This window comes from Niallia sp. RD1 (assembly GCF_024219955.1).
GTDB lineage: Bacteria > Bacillota > Bacilli > Bacillales > Cytobacillaceae > Niallia > Niallia alba.
In genome coordinates this window covers 1,670,683-1,687,065 of record NZ_CP100420.1, presented here as the reverse complement: position 1 = coordinate 1,687,065, position 16,383 = coordinate 1,670,683, and the positions used below count along the sequence as shown (strand labels likewise).

The window sequence follows — 16,383 nt, the reverse complement described above, 5'->3', positions numbered from 1 at the left end:
AGAATTCTATCGATTAAATGGCTTAAAAGCAACAAAGTTAGCAGCTATATAAAATTAACACAAATGATATAAAAATGTAGGTACACAAACAAAAAGAGACTTCATAAAATCGAAATCCCTTCCTGCTTAGATTTATAATAGTAATTATAATATAACAAAATGTAAAAAGAAAGAAGCACATTTTACCTTCTAAGGAAATCTGACATCAAAATGATTTTCCTATTATTCCTTGACTCGATGGTCTATGGTCCCTCTAAGCTATTTAAAAATAACGAGTATACTAAATAAATAGAGTTAATAATACTTAACATACTAATTTCTTCAATTATTGGTGATTTAAAATCAGAATCACTTTTATCACTAACAAGAATGATTTCTTCTGCATTTCTTGCCAAAAAAGAATCTTCTCTCCCAGTTATCGCCACTATAGGGATTCCCTGTCCTTTTAATACTTTCACCAAGCGAACGATAAATCTTGTATCACCTGAAAAAGAAATAACTAAAGCAAAATCTCCTTTTCTAAGAGAAAGAGCGTCCGAGATTTGATTTTCATGATTACTATATGCCGTTACATATTTTCCTCAAAAGAAGATTATAAAAAAAGAGGAAAAACAAACACTTCTAAAGGAGAAAAAGCCTTACAAGTATTGCAAGCACTTGGCGGGAAAGAAAACATTAACAATTTAGATGCCTGCATTACAAGACTTCGCGTTGGCATTATTGATAAGTCACAAGTAAACCATGATCAATTAAAGCTGCTTGGCGCAAAGGGTGTCCTCGATGTCGGAAACGGAATTCAGGCCATTCTTGGTCCTACCTCCGAAGTATTAAAAAACCAAATTATTGATATTATTGATCAAGATGAAACTGCATAAAGTGAAACTTCCATCAGTGGGGGATTCCTTCCTCCCCACTGATGGTTAGTTGAACCAATCGGACCTTTACGGACAGTTGATCTCCCACTTATCTCCCTCGTATTCTTATAAACTTTTAGGTCAGAGTCTTACTGTCCGTTAAGAGTGGGATAAAGTGAAACTTCCATCAGTGGGGGTGTTTCTTCCTCCCCCACTGATGGTTAGTTGAACCAATCGGACCTTTACGGACAGTTGATCTCCCACTTATCTCCCTCGTATTCTTATAAACTTTTAGGTCAGAGTCTTACTGTCCGTTAAGAGTGGGATAAAGTGAAACTTCCATCAGTGGGGGTGTTTCTTCCTCCCCCACTGATGGTTAGTTGAACCAATCGGACCTTTACGGACAGTTGATCTCCCACTTATCTCCCTCGTATTCTTATAAACTTTTAGGTCAGAGTCTTACTGTCCGTTAAGAGTGGGATAAAATTTATTTTGTCTAATTTGAAAGGCTTTCCCAAAGTTACATGCTTGGAGAAAGCCTTTTTTTGATCATTTTTATATTATTTCATAGAAACATTAAAATGCAGTGCACAACCATATTTGGATTGCTGGAATGTTCTCTCTACATGGCGTATAGCTAGTTCAGGGGACAAGGCTGTATCAACCACTAGATCGGCTTTAATCTTATTAATAACCGTTATACTGGTTCTGATGTAATCATCCTGATAATTTTCAAAAAAAGCCCGAACATAGTTTATTTGCCCACAGAAAAACTGAATAGTATATTGGTTCATTTTGTCTCACACTTTAAGCAGAAACATCCGAATCACTTTTTTGTCCTCCGTAACTTACTGCATTAGCCTTATTAGCAGCTATTACAAATGGTAAATATACAAGCGTTGAAACAGCTAAGCAGACAAAACCAAGCAATAATGCAATATAGTTTCCACCTGTTCCAAGGAAGGCAATTAGTGGCCCTGGAGTGGTCCATGGTACGGAATAGGCAATTGGCGGAATTAGTCCTGAGACAATCGCAACATATCCGATAATAATATTAATAGCTGGAACTAGAATAAACGGTACAATTAAAATCGGATTCAATACTACTGGTAAACCAAAGATAATTGGTTCATTAATATTGAATAACCCTGGTGCAAGGGATAGCTTTCCAATATCCCGGTAATCTTGTCTTTTTGCAACAATAAAAATGGCAATAAGCAATCCAAGTGTCATACCAGAGCCACCATAGTTTGCAAAGGCGTCATTTATTGCCCAAGTTACAGGATATGGAGCTCCCCAAGCTGTTCCATGCTCTGCCACGAAGTTCAGATTTTCTAAGTTTGCCTCTGCAAACATTGCTTCACGAATGGCAGCAATTGTATTAGGACCATGAATACCAAATACCCATAATAAGTTGGAAACAATCGCTAGGATAACTAAAGATACAATATTAGTTCCCAAGCTCTTTAATGGTGTTTGAATCACTGCATAAATAAATCCGTGCAGTCCTTCTGGATAAACCGCATTTATTAAAGCGTTTACAATAGCGAACAAAACAGTAATAATTATAATTGGAAATAATACCTTAAAAGAACGAGAAACAGCAGGAGGTACAGAGTCCGGCATATTTATTTGTAATTTTTTTGACTTAGATAATCTACTGAACAGCTCTCCAACTAACAACCCTACGATTAACGCAACAAATAATCCTTGTGCCCCTACCCATTGAGTCGTTAAAAAGTTTGTTCCTTCTACATTTGTATAAGGTGGATAAATGATGAAAAATACGGAAAGACCTGTGAGTCCACTTAACAATTCATCTGCTTTAAGGGAAATCGCCATATTTCTGGCAACGAGAAAGACAATAAACATGGATAAAATATTAACAGATCCATTTAAAACTGGAGAGAAAACCGACTGCAAGTCAGCTAAATTCGGAAATAATTTATGCAAGAATAAGATTTTGGCAATGAAGCCGTCTGGAGCTAAAACCGCGAAGTTTAGTAGGACAATTAATGAACCTGCAAGTGTGATAGGAAAAGATAGAATAAATGCATCACGGATAGCAACTATATGCCTCTGTGAGTTTAATTTTGCTGCAACTGGCACTAACGTTTTCTCCGCAAACTTTTCAAAAGCCGCCATAAAACCCATTATATAATTCCCCCTAAATAATTATCGTTATTTTTACAGTGGAAAGCTGTTTTTGTAGGCTTCTCTAGGTGCAAGTTGCTAATCGACTTATGCCATTAATTCTAACGCTCTGTCCAATACTGCCTTTCCATTCATCATGCCATATGCCCGCATATCAATTACTTCCACTGGTACTCTTCCAGCAATAATCTCCTCTACTTGTGGTTTTTGATAACGTACTTGTGGTCCTAATAAAACAACATCCACTTCATGTGCGACTTTTTGACATTCCGACACTGGCAATGCGAAAATCTCAAGCTCCATTCCCTTTTCTTTTGCTGCATCCTTCATTTTATTTACTAATAAACTCGTAGACATCCCAGCTGCACATACTAAAAGTAATTTTTTCATTTAATTTCCTCCAATTATTCAAAAATAAGAATACTATAACTCACAACCATCTGTTTCGATTACTTTCTTATACCAATAAAAGCTCTTCTTTTTTATTCGTTTTAGTTCCTTTTCATCCTGCTCTTCTCTATCTATATAAACAAATCCATACCTTTTCTGATAGCCATTAAGCCAGCTTAACAAATCTGTAAAGGACCAAGTACAATACCCGATTAGGTCAACACCCTCTTTTATTGCACTTCGGCATGCTTGAATATGGGAGCGAAGGTAGTCAATGCGATACTCGTCATGAATCTCTCCTTCCTCTAATTGATCAAATTCCCCCAGCCCATTTTCCGTAATCAATAACGGCAAATGGTATCTGCTCGCAAGTCTCCGGAGTCCAATCCGTAAACCTTGCGGATCAATCTCCCAATCCCAGTTAGTTGAGTCTAAATAGGGATTTTTTTTTGATTTGAATAAACCTGGTATTCCATGTTCCTTAGATGTGCCTTTTTTTCCTGTTGTGTTCATTTCTCCCCCTTCCACAGCTTTGTCTATAGGATTACTTTCCACCGTTCCTGTACGATAGTAATTGATTCCAAGAAAATCAGGGCGACCAAATGCTAATAATTCGCTATCTCCTTCCTCCATGGTTGGTGCCAACCCCTCATCGCTTAAAAGCTTCCACATTGTCTTTGGATATCTTCCCCAAACATAAACATCTAACCACCAATGATTATGAAGCTCTTCTGCATTTTCGTAAGCAAGAATATTTTCTGGATTACAATCAAATGGATAGACAGGACCATAAGCAAAGCTGGGTCCAATTTTGCCATCTGGCACATATCTTCGAAAAGATTGAATCGCTTTCGCATTAGCCAAATTAGCAATATGATTGGCCTCAAGCATTCTCTTCTTATCCTTCACAGCAGGAGGATGTAATCCATGCTCATATCCTAAAGACATAAATACATTTTGTTCATTAAGTGTAACCCAATACTTTACTCGATCACCAAAATGCTTGTAAAGAAGGATGCAATACGCATTAAAGTCTTGAATGATTTCTCTTGATTCCCAAGCACCATACAAATCCATTAACTTTTGCGGAACATCCCAATGATAAATCGTGATAATGGGCTGAATATTATATTTTATAAGTTCATTAATTAACTGATCGTAAAATTGTAGCCCAGCTTTATTCTCTTTTCCTCTCCCATCAGGTAAAACCCTGCTCCAAGCAATAGAAAATCGATATGCCTTTAAACCCATTTCAGCCATCAATGCGACATCTTCTTTAAAGCGATGGTAATGATCAACTGCCACATCGCCATTTGTTCCTTGAAAAGTTGTTCCAGGAATTTTCGTAAAATGATCCCATACCGATGGACCCTTTCCCTCTTCACTCCAAGCTCCTTCCACTTGATACGCAGCTGAAGCTGATCCCCATAGAAATTTTTCTGGAAAGCACTCTTTCTCAGCCATCTCATTCCTCCTTTCATTTAAATTGTATACGCTTTCAAATATATTACAAGGAAAAATAAACACTTAGTATCTTTTTTCTCCAGAAGGAATTTGTTACATTTTAGTCACAACCTGTTTTATAATAAAGTGAAACTTCCATCAGTTGGGATTTCTTCATTTCCCACCTCCTTCCTCCTATTCTCATAAGCTTGAGGCGGGAGTCTTACTGTTCGTTAAGAACGAGGTAATGGGAAATATAGAAAAAATATTATTTAGAGTAGGGGGAAGAAAATTTGTTCACAAATGAAATGATTCAATCCTTTAATGATTTAGAAATGCTACTCTATAACTATGTTACAAAAAATATCGATAAGGTTATTTATATGCGCATCAGAGAATTATCTGATGAAACCCATGTTTCAACATCTAGCATTCTAAGATTTTGCAGAAAACTAAACTGTGATGGTTTTTCGGAGTTTAAGGTAAAATTAAAATTATATTTAGATAGAAATGAACAAGAAAACTTAAAATCAACAAAATATTATCTTTCAGAGTTTTTAGAACGTACGCTGAAAGGCAACTTTGAAACATACATACAAGAAACAGCTGAAATGGTAATCCAATCTAATAAAGTAATATTTGTAGGAACAGGAAGTTCAGGTATTTTAGCAGAGTATGGAGCCAGATACTTTTCAAGCTTAGGGAAATTTTCTACTTTTATAAAAGATCCCTTTTATCCAATTAACAGTAAAGAGCTGAAAAGCAGCACGGCCATTATCTTATCCGTTTCAGGTGAAACAGATCACACACTGCACCTTGCCAACCAATTAAAAATAGAAGGCTGCAATATCATCAGTATCACCAATAGCAAAGACTGCCAATTAGCGAAAATTTCCGATATAAATATTGCGTATTATGTTACAGAAGTCTATATAGGAGAATCAAATATTACCTCTCAATTACCAGTAATGTACATCTTGGAGGAAAGCGCTCACACCGTCAAAAAAAACAGCAAAAGAATAAATAATGAGCAGGAAGCTTAAAATACAAAGAAGAGGCTGGGACATAAGTATTCCAGCCAAGGATAATTCCGAACAATTATACGAAGATGCTAATGAATGTTCCGTATAATTGTTCGGGCTTTTATTTGTTTTTCAAAGGATGTTTCCATGAAGTTTGGTGCGATCCCCCGCAGCCGGAATACACTTCGCTTTCCATGGGGCTCGCGCTGAGCCGCTTCGGCCTATGGCCTGCAGGGTCTCAGACTGTCTCGCTAATCCCATAGGAGTCTTCGTGTATTCCGGCTGCTTTGTTTTTCCAACTAATTATATTTCCTCTTGTAAAAAGTATGCGAAAGCAGCCGCTATTTACTAGATAGATTAGAAATTGTTCGTCTTTACAGAGTATCTATTTAGTTATGTCCCATCCTCTTCTTTGTATGCTGTGAACTCTATTTTGCCATCATGTGAACTAACTACTTATGTTATTTAGTTGGCGGCGGCTGTTCTAGCCACTTATTTTTAATCATTAAATCGGCCCCGTCTTTTGCATATTGACCAATTTCCATAGATAGCCTTTCATAATTAAGCAGAAGATCGCTTCTTTGGCTAGCTCCACCCGCCATTGCATAATTGCCTACGCCAGCGGCACTCAATAAACCAATATGAAACATCATTAACTTATCAGAGAAAGTTCGTACGGTCGAGTTAGTGACACCTATATCCGAAGAATTGGGATTTTGGATTCCCTCATTCATTAATGTATCCGTAAATATTTTTAAATGTTTTTGTGAAATATCTCTTCCTCTTAGCATATATGCTTGTACTTTTTTATTCGTCGTTGTTTGAGCAAAAGCCATTGTAATCTTTAGTCCCATATTATTTGTCTGTGTATTCATATAAAGATGAGAAACTTCTACTGCATTTAAGGGTCTTTTTTTATGAAACAAGGAGTAGCCACTTAAATATTTTTTGTTATCAATATCACTAGTGTTGCGTTAATTTAATTTAACTATTAAAAATACTTGAAATGTTCAATTTTATCATTTTATGCAAAGAAAAAGTCCTTTATAATGGATAAGTTAGGTGGTAACCCGTCCAAATCCACTAAAAAGGACTATCGCATGGACAAGATTACACGAAAAACTTCATTTGGACAATGGTTTTCACCAATAAATCTTCAATTATTTGAAGAAAACGTGAAAACGTTGAAATTAGATTTCTATACGAAAAAACTAACGACAGAGTCATTTCTAAAATTATTACTTTTTGCGCAGCTAGAAGAAGTCGAAAGTCTGCATGCGCTGAGCGATTGTCTTTTCGATGATCAACTGCAAAAGGGCATTGATCTTGATTCTATCAGTATTTCCCAACTCTCACGCCGTTTAAATGGCATGAATCCAGACTTATTCCAAAAGCTTTTCCTTGATTTAGTTTCACAAATTCATGCCAAAACGCACAACACGAAACTTGTGATGCCATTAAAAATCATTGATTCAAGCACATTGCCTCTCAATTTGACTAATCATAAATGGGCAAAATTCCGCAAAACAAAAGCGGGTGTTAAATTGCACTTACGCCTTGTGTTTATGGAAAAAGGTATATCCTATCCCGAAAAGGCCATTATGACAACGGCCAAAGAACATGACCGCGGTCAGCTTGAAGTAATGGTTGATGACAAGGAATGTATGTATGTGTTTGACCGTGGTTACTTAGACTACGAACGCTTTGATCGGATGACAGATGACGGCTACTTTTTCCTTTCTAGGCTGCGAAAAAACGCAGTCATACGGGAGGTTTACGATTTTAAACTACCCGAGAATACATCTGTTTTGTCGGATCAAATGGTGTTGATTGGTACGACGCAAAACCGTGCCGAAAATTACTTTCGTCTTCTAAAAGTGATTGATTCAAAAGGAAATGAGCTTCATTTAATCACAAATCGTTTTGATTTAAGTGCTGAAGAAATCTCAAAGATGTATAAATCACGCTGGGCGATTGAGTTATTTTTCAAATGGATTAAACAACATCTCCATATCAAAAAGTTTTACGGCCAAAGCGAATGGGCAATTCAGAATCAAGTGTTTATCGCACTTATTGTTTTTTGCCTGCATGTTCTCGCACAAATCGAGACAAAAAGTAAACGAAAAACCCTACAAATTAGCCGATATTTACGGGCAGCTTTGTGGAAACCAGCACATATTTGGCTTCGAAAGATTGAAGGAAAAACCATTCCTTAATAAACAAATTGTCGTCGTCTCTTAAGTCTAATTGTAAAAAAATTTCCAAATGGATGGATCCACCTTTAGTTGGGTATTTACTTTTTTGGCTCTTAACAGGGGACATATTTAAACTGAATATTCTAACAACATTTATGCAACACTAGTGTATCAATATAATCCATTTCCTTTGGAATGGAAGTATAAGGTGCGCAAACGAGCAATCCTTTTTTTTCAAGAATGGAAGTACTTAAATGATATAACTTTGAGGTATAATGTAATCCATGATGGAAGAAGGCTATCAAATCTTCCCTTGTACTCATAGCCAAAAATCCTCCGTATGCCAGTAGGCCAGCTTTCGCCATATGGTTAATATATGCTAAACAGAAAGAATCAGTAAATAAAGCAGGCGCTTTCGTATTAACATCGGCTTCTGAGAAACCAAGTGGAATAGCAAATTCATCTTTTTGAAAAACTGTTTCAAAACGCTTTCCTTGCTTTTGGGCAAACCGAAAAGCAAAACGAATAACATCAGCAATTTCTCTGTCCTTTACATATTGAATCATATGTGTGAGAACCTGTTTGGACATGCAATTATTTAAATACGATGTCCACAGGGAAGCAATTTCTGAGGATGTCAGTTTTATATTTGATTGGGACACGAAGTAAAACCTCCAAAATTTACATTGTATTTAGTAGTATGGGCATCCTTTTTGATATTATGCTATCTAATGAATATTAGAAAAACATAATGTCGTACTTATTTATTCATTATAATAAGAGCATACATACTAGACGAAAATAATAACAAGGACTGATGATAGCTTGAAAAATATAGATATGCTTTTTCTTGATTATGCGAACGATAAAAACCTAACCGAGTCGGAGAAAGATATCATCCATTTTCTCATCCAAAAGAAATTAGCAGGAGAGACGTTAAGCATCCGCGCAGCCGCAAATGATCTATTTGTATCCACTGCAACCATTATCCGCCTTTGTAAAAAGCTTGGATTTAGTGGATACAGCGAATTCATATACAACTTAAATTTGAAAGTAACTAAAATGCTTAATCAAGAAGTTGAATACGTAGACAGCATTCACCAACCACTAGTGGAATCGGTGGTTTCCTTTAAACAAAATTATCAACGCACCATCGATTCCTTAGATGAGACAAGCATTGAACAATTTCTTACACAAATTAATGATAATAAAATGATTTACTTTTATGGTGCAGGCTTTTCCACCGTATTTTCTAGCTATTTCGCTAAAAAACTAGAGTTATTTGGTTATTATGTTTCCAATACAACAACAAGCGATAGTCGAGCCATTTTCCTCAATAATATTCAAAAATATAAATTACTCATTGCCTTTTCACGTTCTGGTGAAACAGCTAAAGTTCTAGAGAAAGTGAAAATCGCAAAAGACAAGGGCGTTAAAACAATCCTTTTTACCGGAAATAGTAAAAGTTCAACAGCTAAAATTTCTGATATTGTTTTTACTGTCCTCGATCCGACTATTGAGTCCCAACAAGAATTTGAAGTAACGTCCTATGAATCCAACATGTTTATGCTCATTGATTTACTGTTACTTGTAGCCATTAAAAGAGGGATTATTACAGAATACTGACCTATTAAGGGGATGCTCGTAGAACATCCTCTATTTTGCCTTGCCGAAGGTTTGTAACATGTTACAGGATTGAAAGACATAGTACACAATGCTTGCAACCCCTTTCAAAATGATATATTCAATTATATACTTTGGTTATTAAAAACATTTGACAACGCTTACCATAAAGGGAGGTTTTATAGATGAAAAAGGTTGTAAATGGTCTCCAGCTCTTTGGAAAATCTTTATTTGCACCAATTCTCATTCTACCGATTATCGGTTTATTTATCGCATTTGGGAATGTTTTCGGAAATGGAAACTTAGCACAATATATTCCGTTTTTAGAAAATCCTCTTATCCAAAATACAGGGAAGTTTATTTCTTCCTCAGCTGTAGCCATTCTGCAAAATCTAGCTTTAATCTTTGCTGTTGGTATCCCGATCGGCTTAGCTAAAAAAGATAAAGGATACGCTGCCTTAACTGGGTTAGTAACCTTCGTTATCTTTATAAACGCTATGCATCAAGTACTAAACCTAACTGGTCGTTTAGTAGCACCGGAGCAAATGCAATTGTCTGGGCAGGCAATGGTATTAAATGTCCAAGTGCTGGAAATGGGAGTATTCTCCGGAATTCTTCTAGGTGCTCTAGTTGGTATTTTGCACAATAAATACTGTGACACAGAATTCAAAGGAGTTATGGCCATATATTCAGGACATCGCTTCGTTGCTATTTTAGCTATTCCTAGCGCAATGATTTTAGGCGCACTTTCCGCAGAATTTTGGCCATTCGTTCAAGATGGTATTACAGCAGTTGCAAGCGGCATTAAAAATTTAGGGGTAGTCGGATTACTTATTTATGGATTCTTAGAAAGAATTCTGATTCCAACTGGTCTTCATCACTTAGTCTATACTCCATTCCTATATACAGAATTAGGCGGAGTTGCACATATCGGAAACGAAATTATTTATGGAGCAAGAAATATCTATTTTGCTGAAATGGCAGACTCAGGTATTAAAACGTTAAGCAGTACGGTTAACTGGGATGCGCGTGGCTTAAGCAAAATGTTTGGGCTGATGGGTGCAGCACTAGCAATGTACGTGACTGCAGATAAAAAGAAGAAATCGATCGCAAAAGCAATTCTTCTCCCAGCTGCCTTTACCTCCTTTTTACTAGGGGTAACAGAGCCATTAGAATTCGCTTTCCTTTTCACAGCTCCAATCTTGTTTGTAATACATGCGGTTCTTTCAGGCGTAGGGATGATGCTCTTAAGTATCTTTAACGTACATGCAATTGGTGCAAATGGATTTATTGACTTCCTACTATACAATTTACCGCTTGGAACAACCAAGTCTAACTGGCCAATGTTTATCTTAGTAGGATTATTAATGGCAACTATTTACTTCATTCTTTTCCGCTTCTTAATTCTTAAGTTGAATTTAAAAACACCAGGCAGAGAAGAAGATGCGGCAGTAACAGAAACAAATAAAATAGCTAAAGCAGAAGCAGCTGCTTCTGGTGTCGCACCAAGCGATTCACCATCTGCTTTAGGAGCAACTATTGTCAACGCCTTAGGCGGAAAAGCAAATATTGAAAATGTAGATAATTGTTATACAAGATTACGCTTAATTTTAAAAGATCCAAATGTGGTAGATGAACAAACACTAAAACAAACAGGTTCAAAAGGAATTATTAAATCAGGAAATAATGTTCAAGTCGTCTATGGTTTAAATGTTAAATCTGTTCGAGACCAAGTAGACCAACAATTAGGAGGTATTTAATATGAAAACATATAAATTAGCAGTTGCAGGCGGAGGAAGCACATACACACCAGGAATTATTCGAAGCTTAATGGATCGTTTAGAGGACCTGCCTCTATCTGAAATTCGCTTCTATGATATTGATGGAGAAAGACAATCACAAGTAGTTGTTGCAGCAAAAGCAGTTATTGAAGAATATACAGATAAAATTAAAGTCATTGATACAACAGATCCACAAACAGCATTTGATGATGTAGACTTTGTGTTTGCACAAATGAGAGTTGGCAAATATGCAATGCGTGAACTGGATGAAAAAATTCCCCTTTCCCATCATGTAGTCGGACAAGAAACATGTGGACCAGGTGGATTAGCTTATGGACTTAGAACCATTTTTCCAATGATCGAGTTAATCGATTATGTAGAAAAATACGCAAAAGAAACAGCTTGGATTGTAAACTACTCAAATCCTGCATCTATTGTAGCAGAAGGTGTTCGTAAATTACGTCCAAACTCAAGAGTATTAAATATATGTGATATGCCGGTAGCAACAATGCGTAATATTGCAGCTATCCTTGGAGTAGAAAGAGAAGAACTAGAGGTTGACTACTTCGGTCTAAACCACTTTGGCTGGTTTACAAGCATTAAGGTAGAGGGTCAAGAAAAATTGCCTGAAATTCGTGAACATGTCTATAAATATGGATTACTAACAGAAGACATTTCCAAAATTGATTATCGCCATGCAGATTCTTCTTGGATTAAAACCTTTAAGAATATCAAACTAATTATGGATCATTTTCCAGAATATCTGCCAAACCCATATTTACAATACTATCTGTTCCCAGATTATATTGTGGAAACTTCAAACAAAGATTATACTCGTGCAAATGAAGTAATGGATGGCCGTGAAAAAACGTTATTTGAAACAGTTAAGAAATATGAAGAGACTGGCATTTTAGAAGATTCCTTTGCAGTAGGCGTACACGGAACATTTATTGTAGATGTAACAGTATCCCTTGCACAAAATTTAGGAAAAAGATATTTAGTTATGGTAGAAAACAACGGAACAATTCCAAACTTACCTGCGGATGCAATGATTGAAGTACCGGCACTTATTACAAGTGATGGTCCTAAACCTGAGTTTGTTGGAGACATTCCTTACTTTTACAAAGCAATGATTGACCAGCAATTAGCATCTGAGAAAATTTTAGTGGAAGCAATTGTGGAAGGTTCTTATGAAAAAGCGTTACAGGCATTCACTTTAAATAAAACTTTACCATCAGCAAAAGTAGCAAAGGCAGTTCTTGATGATTTAATTGAGGCAAATAAGGAATACTGGCCAACATTAACAAAAGAATATAAAGAAGGCGTACTAGTGTAAGATTATAATAGTCCACAAGGAGTTGAGACTCTTTGTGGATTTTTTATGTTCTAATGTTGCATTGCTTTCCACTAAAAACCATCATGCAAAAACAATTCTACCACCAGTAGAATCACTATTTTTCAGCTATTCAACTAACCGTTGATAGGCATGTTTTGGCAAGTATGCTAGTATCGAATTAGACAGTGCGCACTGGAAAAGTAGAGGAGATGACAAGTATGGTTGATTCACGAAAAATTGGGGCATATATATCAAAATTGAGAAAAGAAAAAGACCTAACACAGGTTGAATTAGCAGATAAATTAAATATCAGTCATCAAGCGGTATCCAAATGGGAAAGAGGAGAATCCCTTCCTGATATTATGACCATTCCCATTATTGCTAATGAATTGGAGGTTTCTATTGATCTCTTAATGAGCGCTGGGAATAAACAACCAAAACCTTCCAAGCAAATTGGGAAAATGGTTGAGCATTTATCGGCCGACCAAACCGAGGAAGTAGCTGATTTAATTAATTCAGGAGCTGCCGACGTAAAGGAGCTGATTGATATCGCCCCTCTTATTAAAACTAGTCAACTAAGTAAAGTATCTGAAAAAATGGATGCAACCGCTTGGAATCTAGACACAATTGTTCATCTAGCTCCTTTTCTGTCAACAGAAGCATTAGATGAAATCGTCATACAAGTAACAAAAGAAACAATAGATTGGAAGATTGTTCAGCGAATTGCACCTTTTTTATCTTCTAGCACCTTACACTCAATCGCCAATCAAGTCATTAGCGAATCGATTGAACCTATAGAATTAGTCCAGCTTGCCCCCTTTTTAGATGAAGAATATATAGACAACTTAATATGGAAAGTGCAAAATGGGCAATTAACTTGGAAGTTCATCACAAATATGGCTCCTTTTATTAGTGATACAGCTTTAAATAATCTTGTCTTGCAAGGAATAGATGACATGTTTAATGAGGAACATATAATTGGTTTGGCTCCCTTTTTAGAAGAAGATACGATTGAACACTTAGTTTCAATCGCATCAAGTAAGGGGGAATGGTCTTTCATACAAAAAATGGCTCCTTTTATAGGAGAAGCTTCCTTTAATGAACTAGTGGATAAAGCAGTGAATGGAGAAATAGAATTGGAACAGCTGATTGAACTTGCTCCTTTTTTAGAAGAGGATGCTATTGATCAATTATTATCCAATATGGATGCTGATAAACTATCCCCACAATTACTAGCAAAGCTAGCTCCTTTTATGGAGGAAAATTCTTTAGGTAGAATCGTAAAACAGTTACTTAAGACAAAATAAAAAACTCGTTTCACTTCGACTTGGTCGTTCATTCCTCGGATGAACGACTTATTTCTTGCTTTCTTTTCTTTGATAAACCCTGCTTCTTCCTTCCACTCTTTAAAAATGAAATCCCTCATTAATGCTCTAAATACCTATATAATGTAGATTTACTAATTCCTGTTTCTTCTTTTATTTCTTTTAATGTATATTTTTTAGACTGATACATCTCCATTGCTTTTTTTACATTTTCATCAGCTTTTCTCGGTCTTCCACTTGCTTTCCCATGCTGTCTCGCGTATTCCATGCCTTTTTTTGTTCTTTCCCGAATAATCTCATTCTGGAATTCAATTAAATGAGACAGCATTTCAGACAATGAATATTCCTTTTTTCTTTCTGTATCAATATCTTCCTTTATTGATTGCAAATAAGCACCTTTGTCTTCAAGTATGTCTAATAACTCCATCAAATGCCTACTCGAGTCTGCAATTGTAAATAACTGGGCTACAATAATTTTGTCTCCCTTTAATAGAGAGGCTATTACTTCGGATAGCTTGGATCTATTTTTTGCCGAATCATGTTCTTCTTGATACATTTGCTCACATATAGGTTTCAGTATTTTTAACTGTTGCTCGCAGCTATTATCTGCAATGGTAGGTCGCATATAACCATATTTCATCTTAATTGCCTCCAACATTATCTCTTCTCATTATTATAGATAGAAATTCTCTCCTTGTAAAAACTTTCCCAAAACATATTCCTTTTTGGGAAAAAACATGGTAGACTTCTTTGTATCAAGCAGAAAGATATTGAGGTGAATCAATTGATTGAAAAAATAAAAAAAGAATGGTTTTCAAATATCCGTGGGGATATTTTATCAGGAATGGTCGTTGCTCTTGCATTAATACCAGAGGCGATTGCATTTTCCATCATTGCCGGGGTAGATCCGATGATCGGATTATATGCCTCCTTTACTATGGCTGTGGTTATTTCGTTTACAGGTGGAAGACCTGGTATGATTTCGGCAGCAACAGGAGCAATGGCATTATTAATGGGGCCATTAGTTAGAGATTACGGATTAGAATATTTATTTGCTGCTACAATCCTTACAGGGATAATTCAGATTCTTTTCGGCGTATTAAAAATTGCGAAGCTCATGAAGTTTATCCCGAGAGCAGTGATGATTGGATTTGTTAATGCTTTAGCGATTTTAATTTTTATGGCTCAAGTGCCACATCTTATTAACGTAACAAACATTACTTATTTATTTGTAATCATCACGTTATTAATTGTGTATATCTTGCCGCGATTTTTAAAAGTCATTCCAGCACCGCTAATTGCTATTATTATTTTAACCGCTGTTGCTATTGTTGGAAATGTAAATGTATCTACTGTTGGTGATTTGGGAAAAATTACGCAATCATTGCCATCTTTCTTTATTCCAAATGTACCGTTTTCCTTTGAAACGTTAGCAATAATTTTCCCATATGCGCTGGCTTTATCGATTGTTGGTCTATTGGAATCCTTATTAACTGCTTCTATCATTGATGATGCAACAGATACAGACAGTAATAAAAACAGAGAAGCAAGGGGACAGGGAATAGCTAATATTGTTACAGGATTCTTTGGCGGAATGGCTGGCTGTGCGATGATTGGTCAATCTGTTATCAATGTGAAATCAGGTGGGAGAGGGAGACTCTCTACATTTGTTGCAGGCGTTTTTCTAATGTTTTTAATTATGGTATTAGGCAGCCTTGTTGTACAGATTCCTATGCCAGTCCTAGTTGGCATCATGATTATGGTGTGTATCGGCACCTTTGACTGGTCTTCCTTCAAGTACTTAGTTACTGCTCCAAAAGGAGATGCAATCGTTATGCTCGTAACCGTGATAATTGTTGTCGCAACCGATAATTTATCGATAGGGGTAATTGCTGGGGTTATTTTAAGTGCTGTCTTATTTGCTGCGAAGATTTCTCATGTGAAAATGCATAAACAGGAAACGTCGCAAGGCTACAACTATGCAGTGGAAGGACAACTATTTTTTGCTTCTGTTGATAGCTTTGTTCAAGCATTTGATACAACGATTAAAAACAAACAAATTTCCATTAATTTTACTAATTCTCATGTATGGGATGATTCTGCAGTCGGTGCCATTGATAAAATTGCGTTAAAGCTGAAGGAAAATCAAAATACAGTTACCATTACTGGCTTAGATTCTGCAAGTAAAAAGATTGTAGATAAACTTGCTGTATTTCCCAAACAAAATGCGAAACTATCTGATCACTAAATCAGAAAAAGG

Annotated in this window: 15 protein-coding genes and 1 pseudogene; 8 read left to right on the top strand and 8 right to left on the bottom strand. The window is 36.2% G+C overall.

All coding sequences use genetic code 11. The features are described 5' to 3' along the window. Positions 1-242: 242 nt before the first annotated feature. Together NKG37_RS08025 and NKG37_RS08020 are read right to left on the bottom strand one after the other, a co-directional pair. On the bottom strand, positions 243-395 hold the full coding sequence (locus tag NKG37_RS08025) for a hypothetical protein (protein ID WP_254416052.1): 153 nt from the start codon (positions 393-395) through the stop codon (positions 243-245). Between the two features lie 15 nt (positions 396-410). Beyond that, positions 411-542 (bottom strand): annotated as a pseudogene (locus tag NKG37_RS08020) (SIS domain-containing protein); the annotation flags it as partial. Between the two features lie 9 nt (positions 543-551). On the opposite strand from NKG37_RS08020, the gene NKG37_RS26040 reads away from it, so the two are divergent. Then, positions 552-875 (top strand): PTS sugar transporter subunit IIB, encoded by a 324-nt coding sequence (locus NKG37_RS26040; protein ID WP_169187691.1) that lies wholly within the window; start codon positions 552-554, stop codon positions 873-875. Positions 876-1,661: 786 nt separating this feature from the next. On the opposite strand, the gene NKG37_RS08010 is transcribed toward NKG37_RS26040, so the two are convergent. From NKG37_RS08010 to NKG37_RS08000, 3 genes are all read right to left on the bottom strand, one after another. Next, the gene (locus tag NKG37_RS08010) at positions 1,662-3,008 is read right to left on the bottom strand and encodes a PTS sugar transporter subunit IIC (protein ID WP_101729084.1); all 1,347 of its coding nucleotides are present in this window, start codon (positions 3,006-3,008) and stop codon (positions 1,662-1,664) included. Between the two features lie 87 nt (positions 3,009-3,095). Next, entirely contained in the window at positions 3,096-3,398 is a 303-nt protein-coding gene (locus NKG37_RS08005; protein WP_016201351.1) for a PTS sugar transporter subunit IIB, read from the bottom strand. 33 nt (positions 3,399-3,431) lie between these two features. Continuing rightward, positions 3,432-4,862: a glycoside hydrolase family 1 protein gene (locus tag NKG37_RS08000; RefSeq protein ID WP_169187690.1), complete on the bottom strand. Its 1,431-nt coding sequence runs from the start codon at positions 4,860-4,862 to the stop codon at positions 3,432-3,434. 272 nt (positions 4,863-5,134) lie between these two features. Here NKG37_RS08000 and NKG37_RS07995 point away from each other — a divergent pair, with 272 nt between their 5' ends. Further along, the gene (locus NKG37_RS07995; protein ID WP_016201354.1) at positions 5,135-5,884 is read left to right on the top strand and encodes a MurR/RpiR family transcriptional regulator; all 750 of its coding nucleotides are present in this window, start codon (positions 5,135-5,137) and stop codon (positions 5,882-5,884) included. Positions 5,885-6,324: 440 nt separating this feature from the next. On the opposite strand, the gene NKG37_RS07990 is transcribed toward NKG37_RS07995, so the two are convergent. Next, positions 6,325-6,789 carry a DUF3231 family protein gene (locus NKG37_RS07990; RefSeq protein ID WP_367976420.1) on the bottom strand — a complete coding sequence of 155 codons (465 nt, stop codon included), beginning with the start codon at positions 6,787-6,789 and terminating at the stop codon, positions 6,325-6,327. 174 nt (positions 6,790-6,963) lie between these two features. Between NKG37_RS07990 and NKG37_RS07985 the strand changes: the two genes are divergently transcribed. Next, on the top strand, positions 6,964-8,079 hold the full coding sequence (locus tag NKG37_RS07985; protein ID WP_100525938.1) for an IS4 family transposase: 1,116 nt from the start codon (positions 6,964-6,966) through the stop codon (positions 8,077-8,079). A 122-nt stretch (positions 8,080-8,201) separates the two neighbouring features. On the opposite strand, the gene NKG37_RS07980 is transcribed toward NKG37_RS07985, so the two are convergent. Next, positions 8,202-8,720 carry a DUF3231 family protein gene (locus NKG37_RS07980; protein ID WP_254416051.1) on the bottom strand — a complete coding sequence of 173 codons (519 nt, stop codon included), beginning with the start codon at positions 8,718-8,720 and terminating at the stop codon, positions 8,202-8,204. Between the two features lie 163 nt (positions 8,721-8,883). Between NKG37_RS07980 and NKG37_RS07975 the strand changes: the two genes are divergently transcribed. The 4 genes from NKG37_RS07975 to NKG37_RS07960 all read left to right on the top strand — a co-directional run bounded on the left by NKG37_RS07975 (position 8,884) and on the right by NKG37_RS07960 (position 14,105). Continuing rightward, positions 8,884-9,684 (top strand): MurR/RpiR family transcriptional regulator, encoded by an 801-nt coding sequence (locus NKG37_RS07975; RefSeq protein ID WP_016201356.1) that lies wholly within the window; start codon positions 8,884-8,886, stop codon positions 9,682-9,684. Between the two features lie 182 nt (positions 9,685-9,866). Next, complete coding sequence (locus NKG37_RS07970) at positions 9,867-11,441, top strand: PTS transporter subunit EIIC (RefSeq protein WP_169187688.1); 1,575 nt, start codon at positions 9,867-9,869, stop codon at positions 11,439-11,441. A gap of 1 nt (position 11,442) precedes the next feature. Continuing rightward, entirely contained in the window at positions 11,443-12,798 is a 1,356-nt protein-coding gene (locus NKG37_RS07965) for a 6-phospho-alpha-glucosidase (protein ID WP_169187687.1), read from the top strand. Positions 12,799-13,016: 218 nt separating this feature from the next. Continuing rightward, entirely contained in the window at positions 13,017-14,105 is a 1,089-nt protein-coding gene (locus tag NKG37_RS07960) for a helix-turn-helix domain-containing protein (protein WP_254416050.1), read from the top strand. A 118-nt stretch (positions 14,106-14,223) separates the two neighbouring features. On the opposite strand, the gene NKG37_RS07955 is transcribed toward NKG37_RS07960, so the two are convergent. Further along, positions 14,224-14,763, bottom strand: a complete 540-nt coding sequence (locus tag NKG37_RS07955) for a recombinase family protein (protein WP_016201360.1) — start codon at positions 14,761-14,763, stop codon at positions 14,224-14,226. Between the two features lie 144 nt (positions 14,764-14,907). Between NKG37_RS07955 and NKG37_RS07950 the strand changes: the two genes are divergently transcribed. Beyond that, the gene (locus NKG37_RS07950) at positions 14,908-16,371 is read left to right on the top strand and encodes a SulP family inorganic anion transporter (RefSeq protein WP_016201361.1); all 1,464 of its coding nucleotides are present in this window, start codon (positions 14,908-14,910) and stop codon (positions 16,369-16,371) included. Positions 16,372-16,383: the final 12 nt, after the last annotated feature.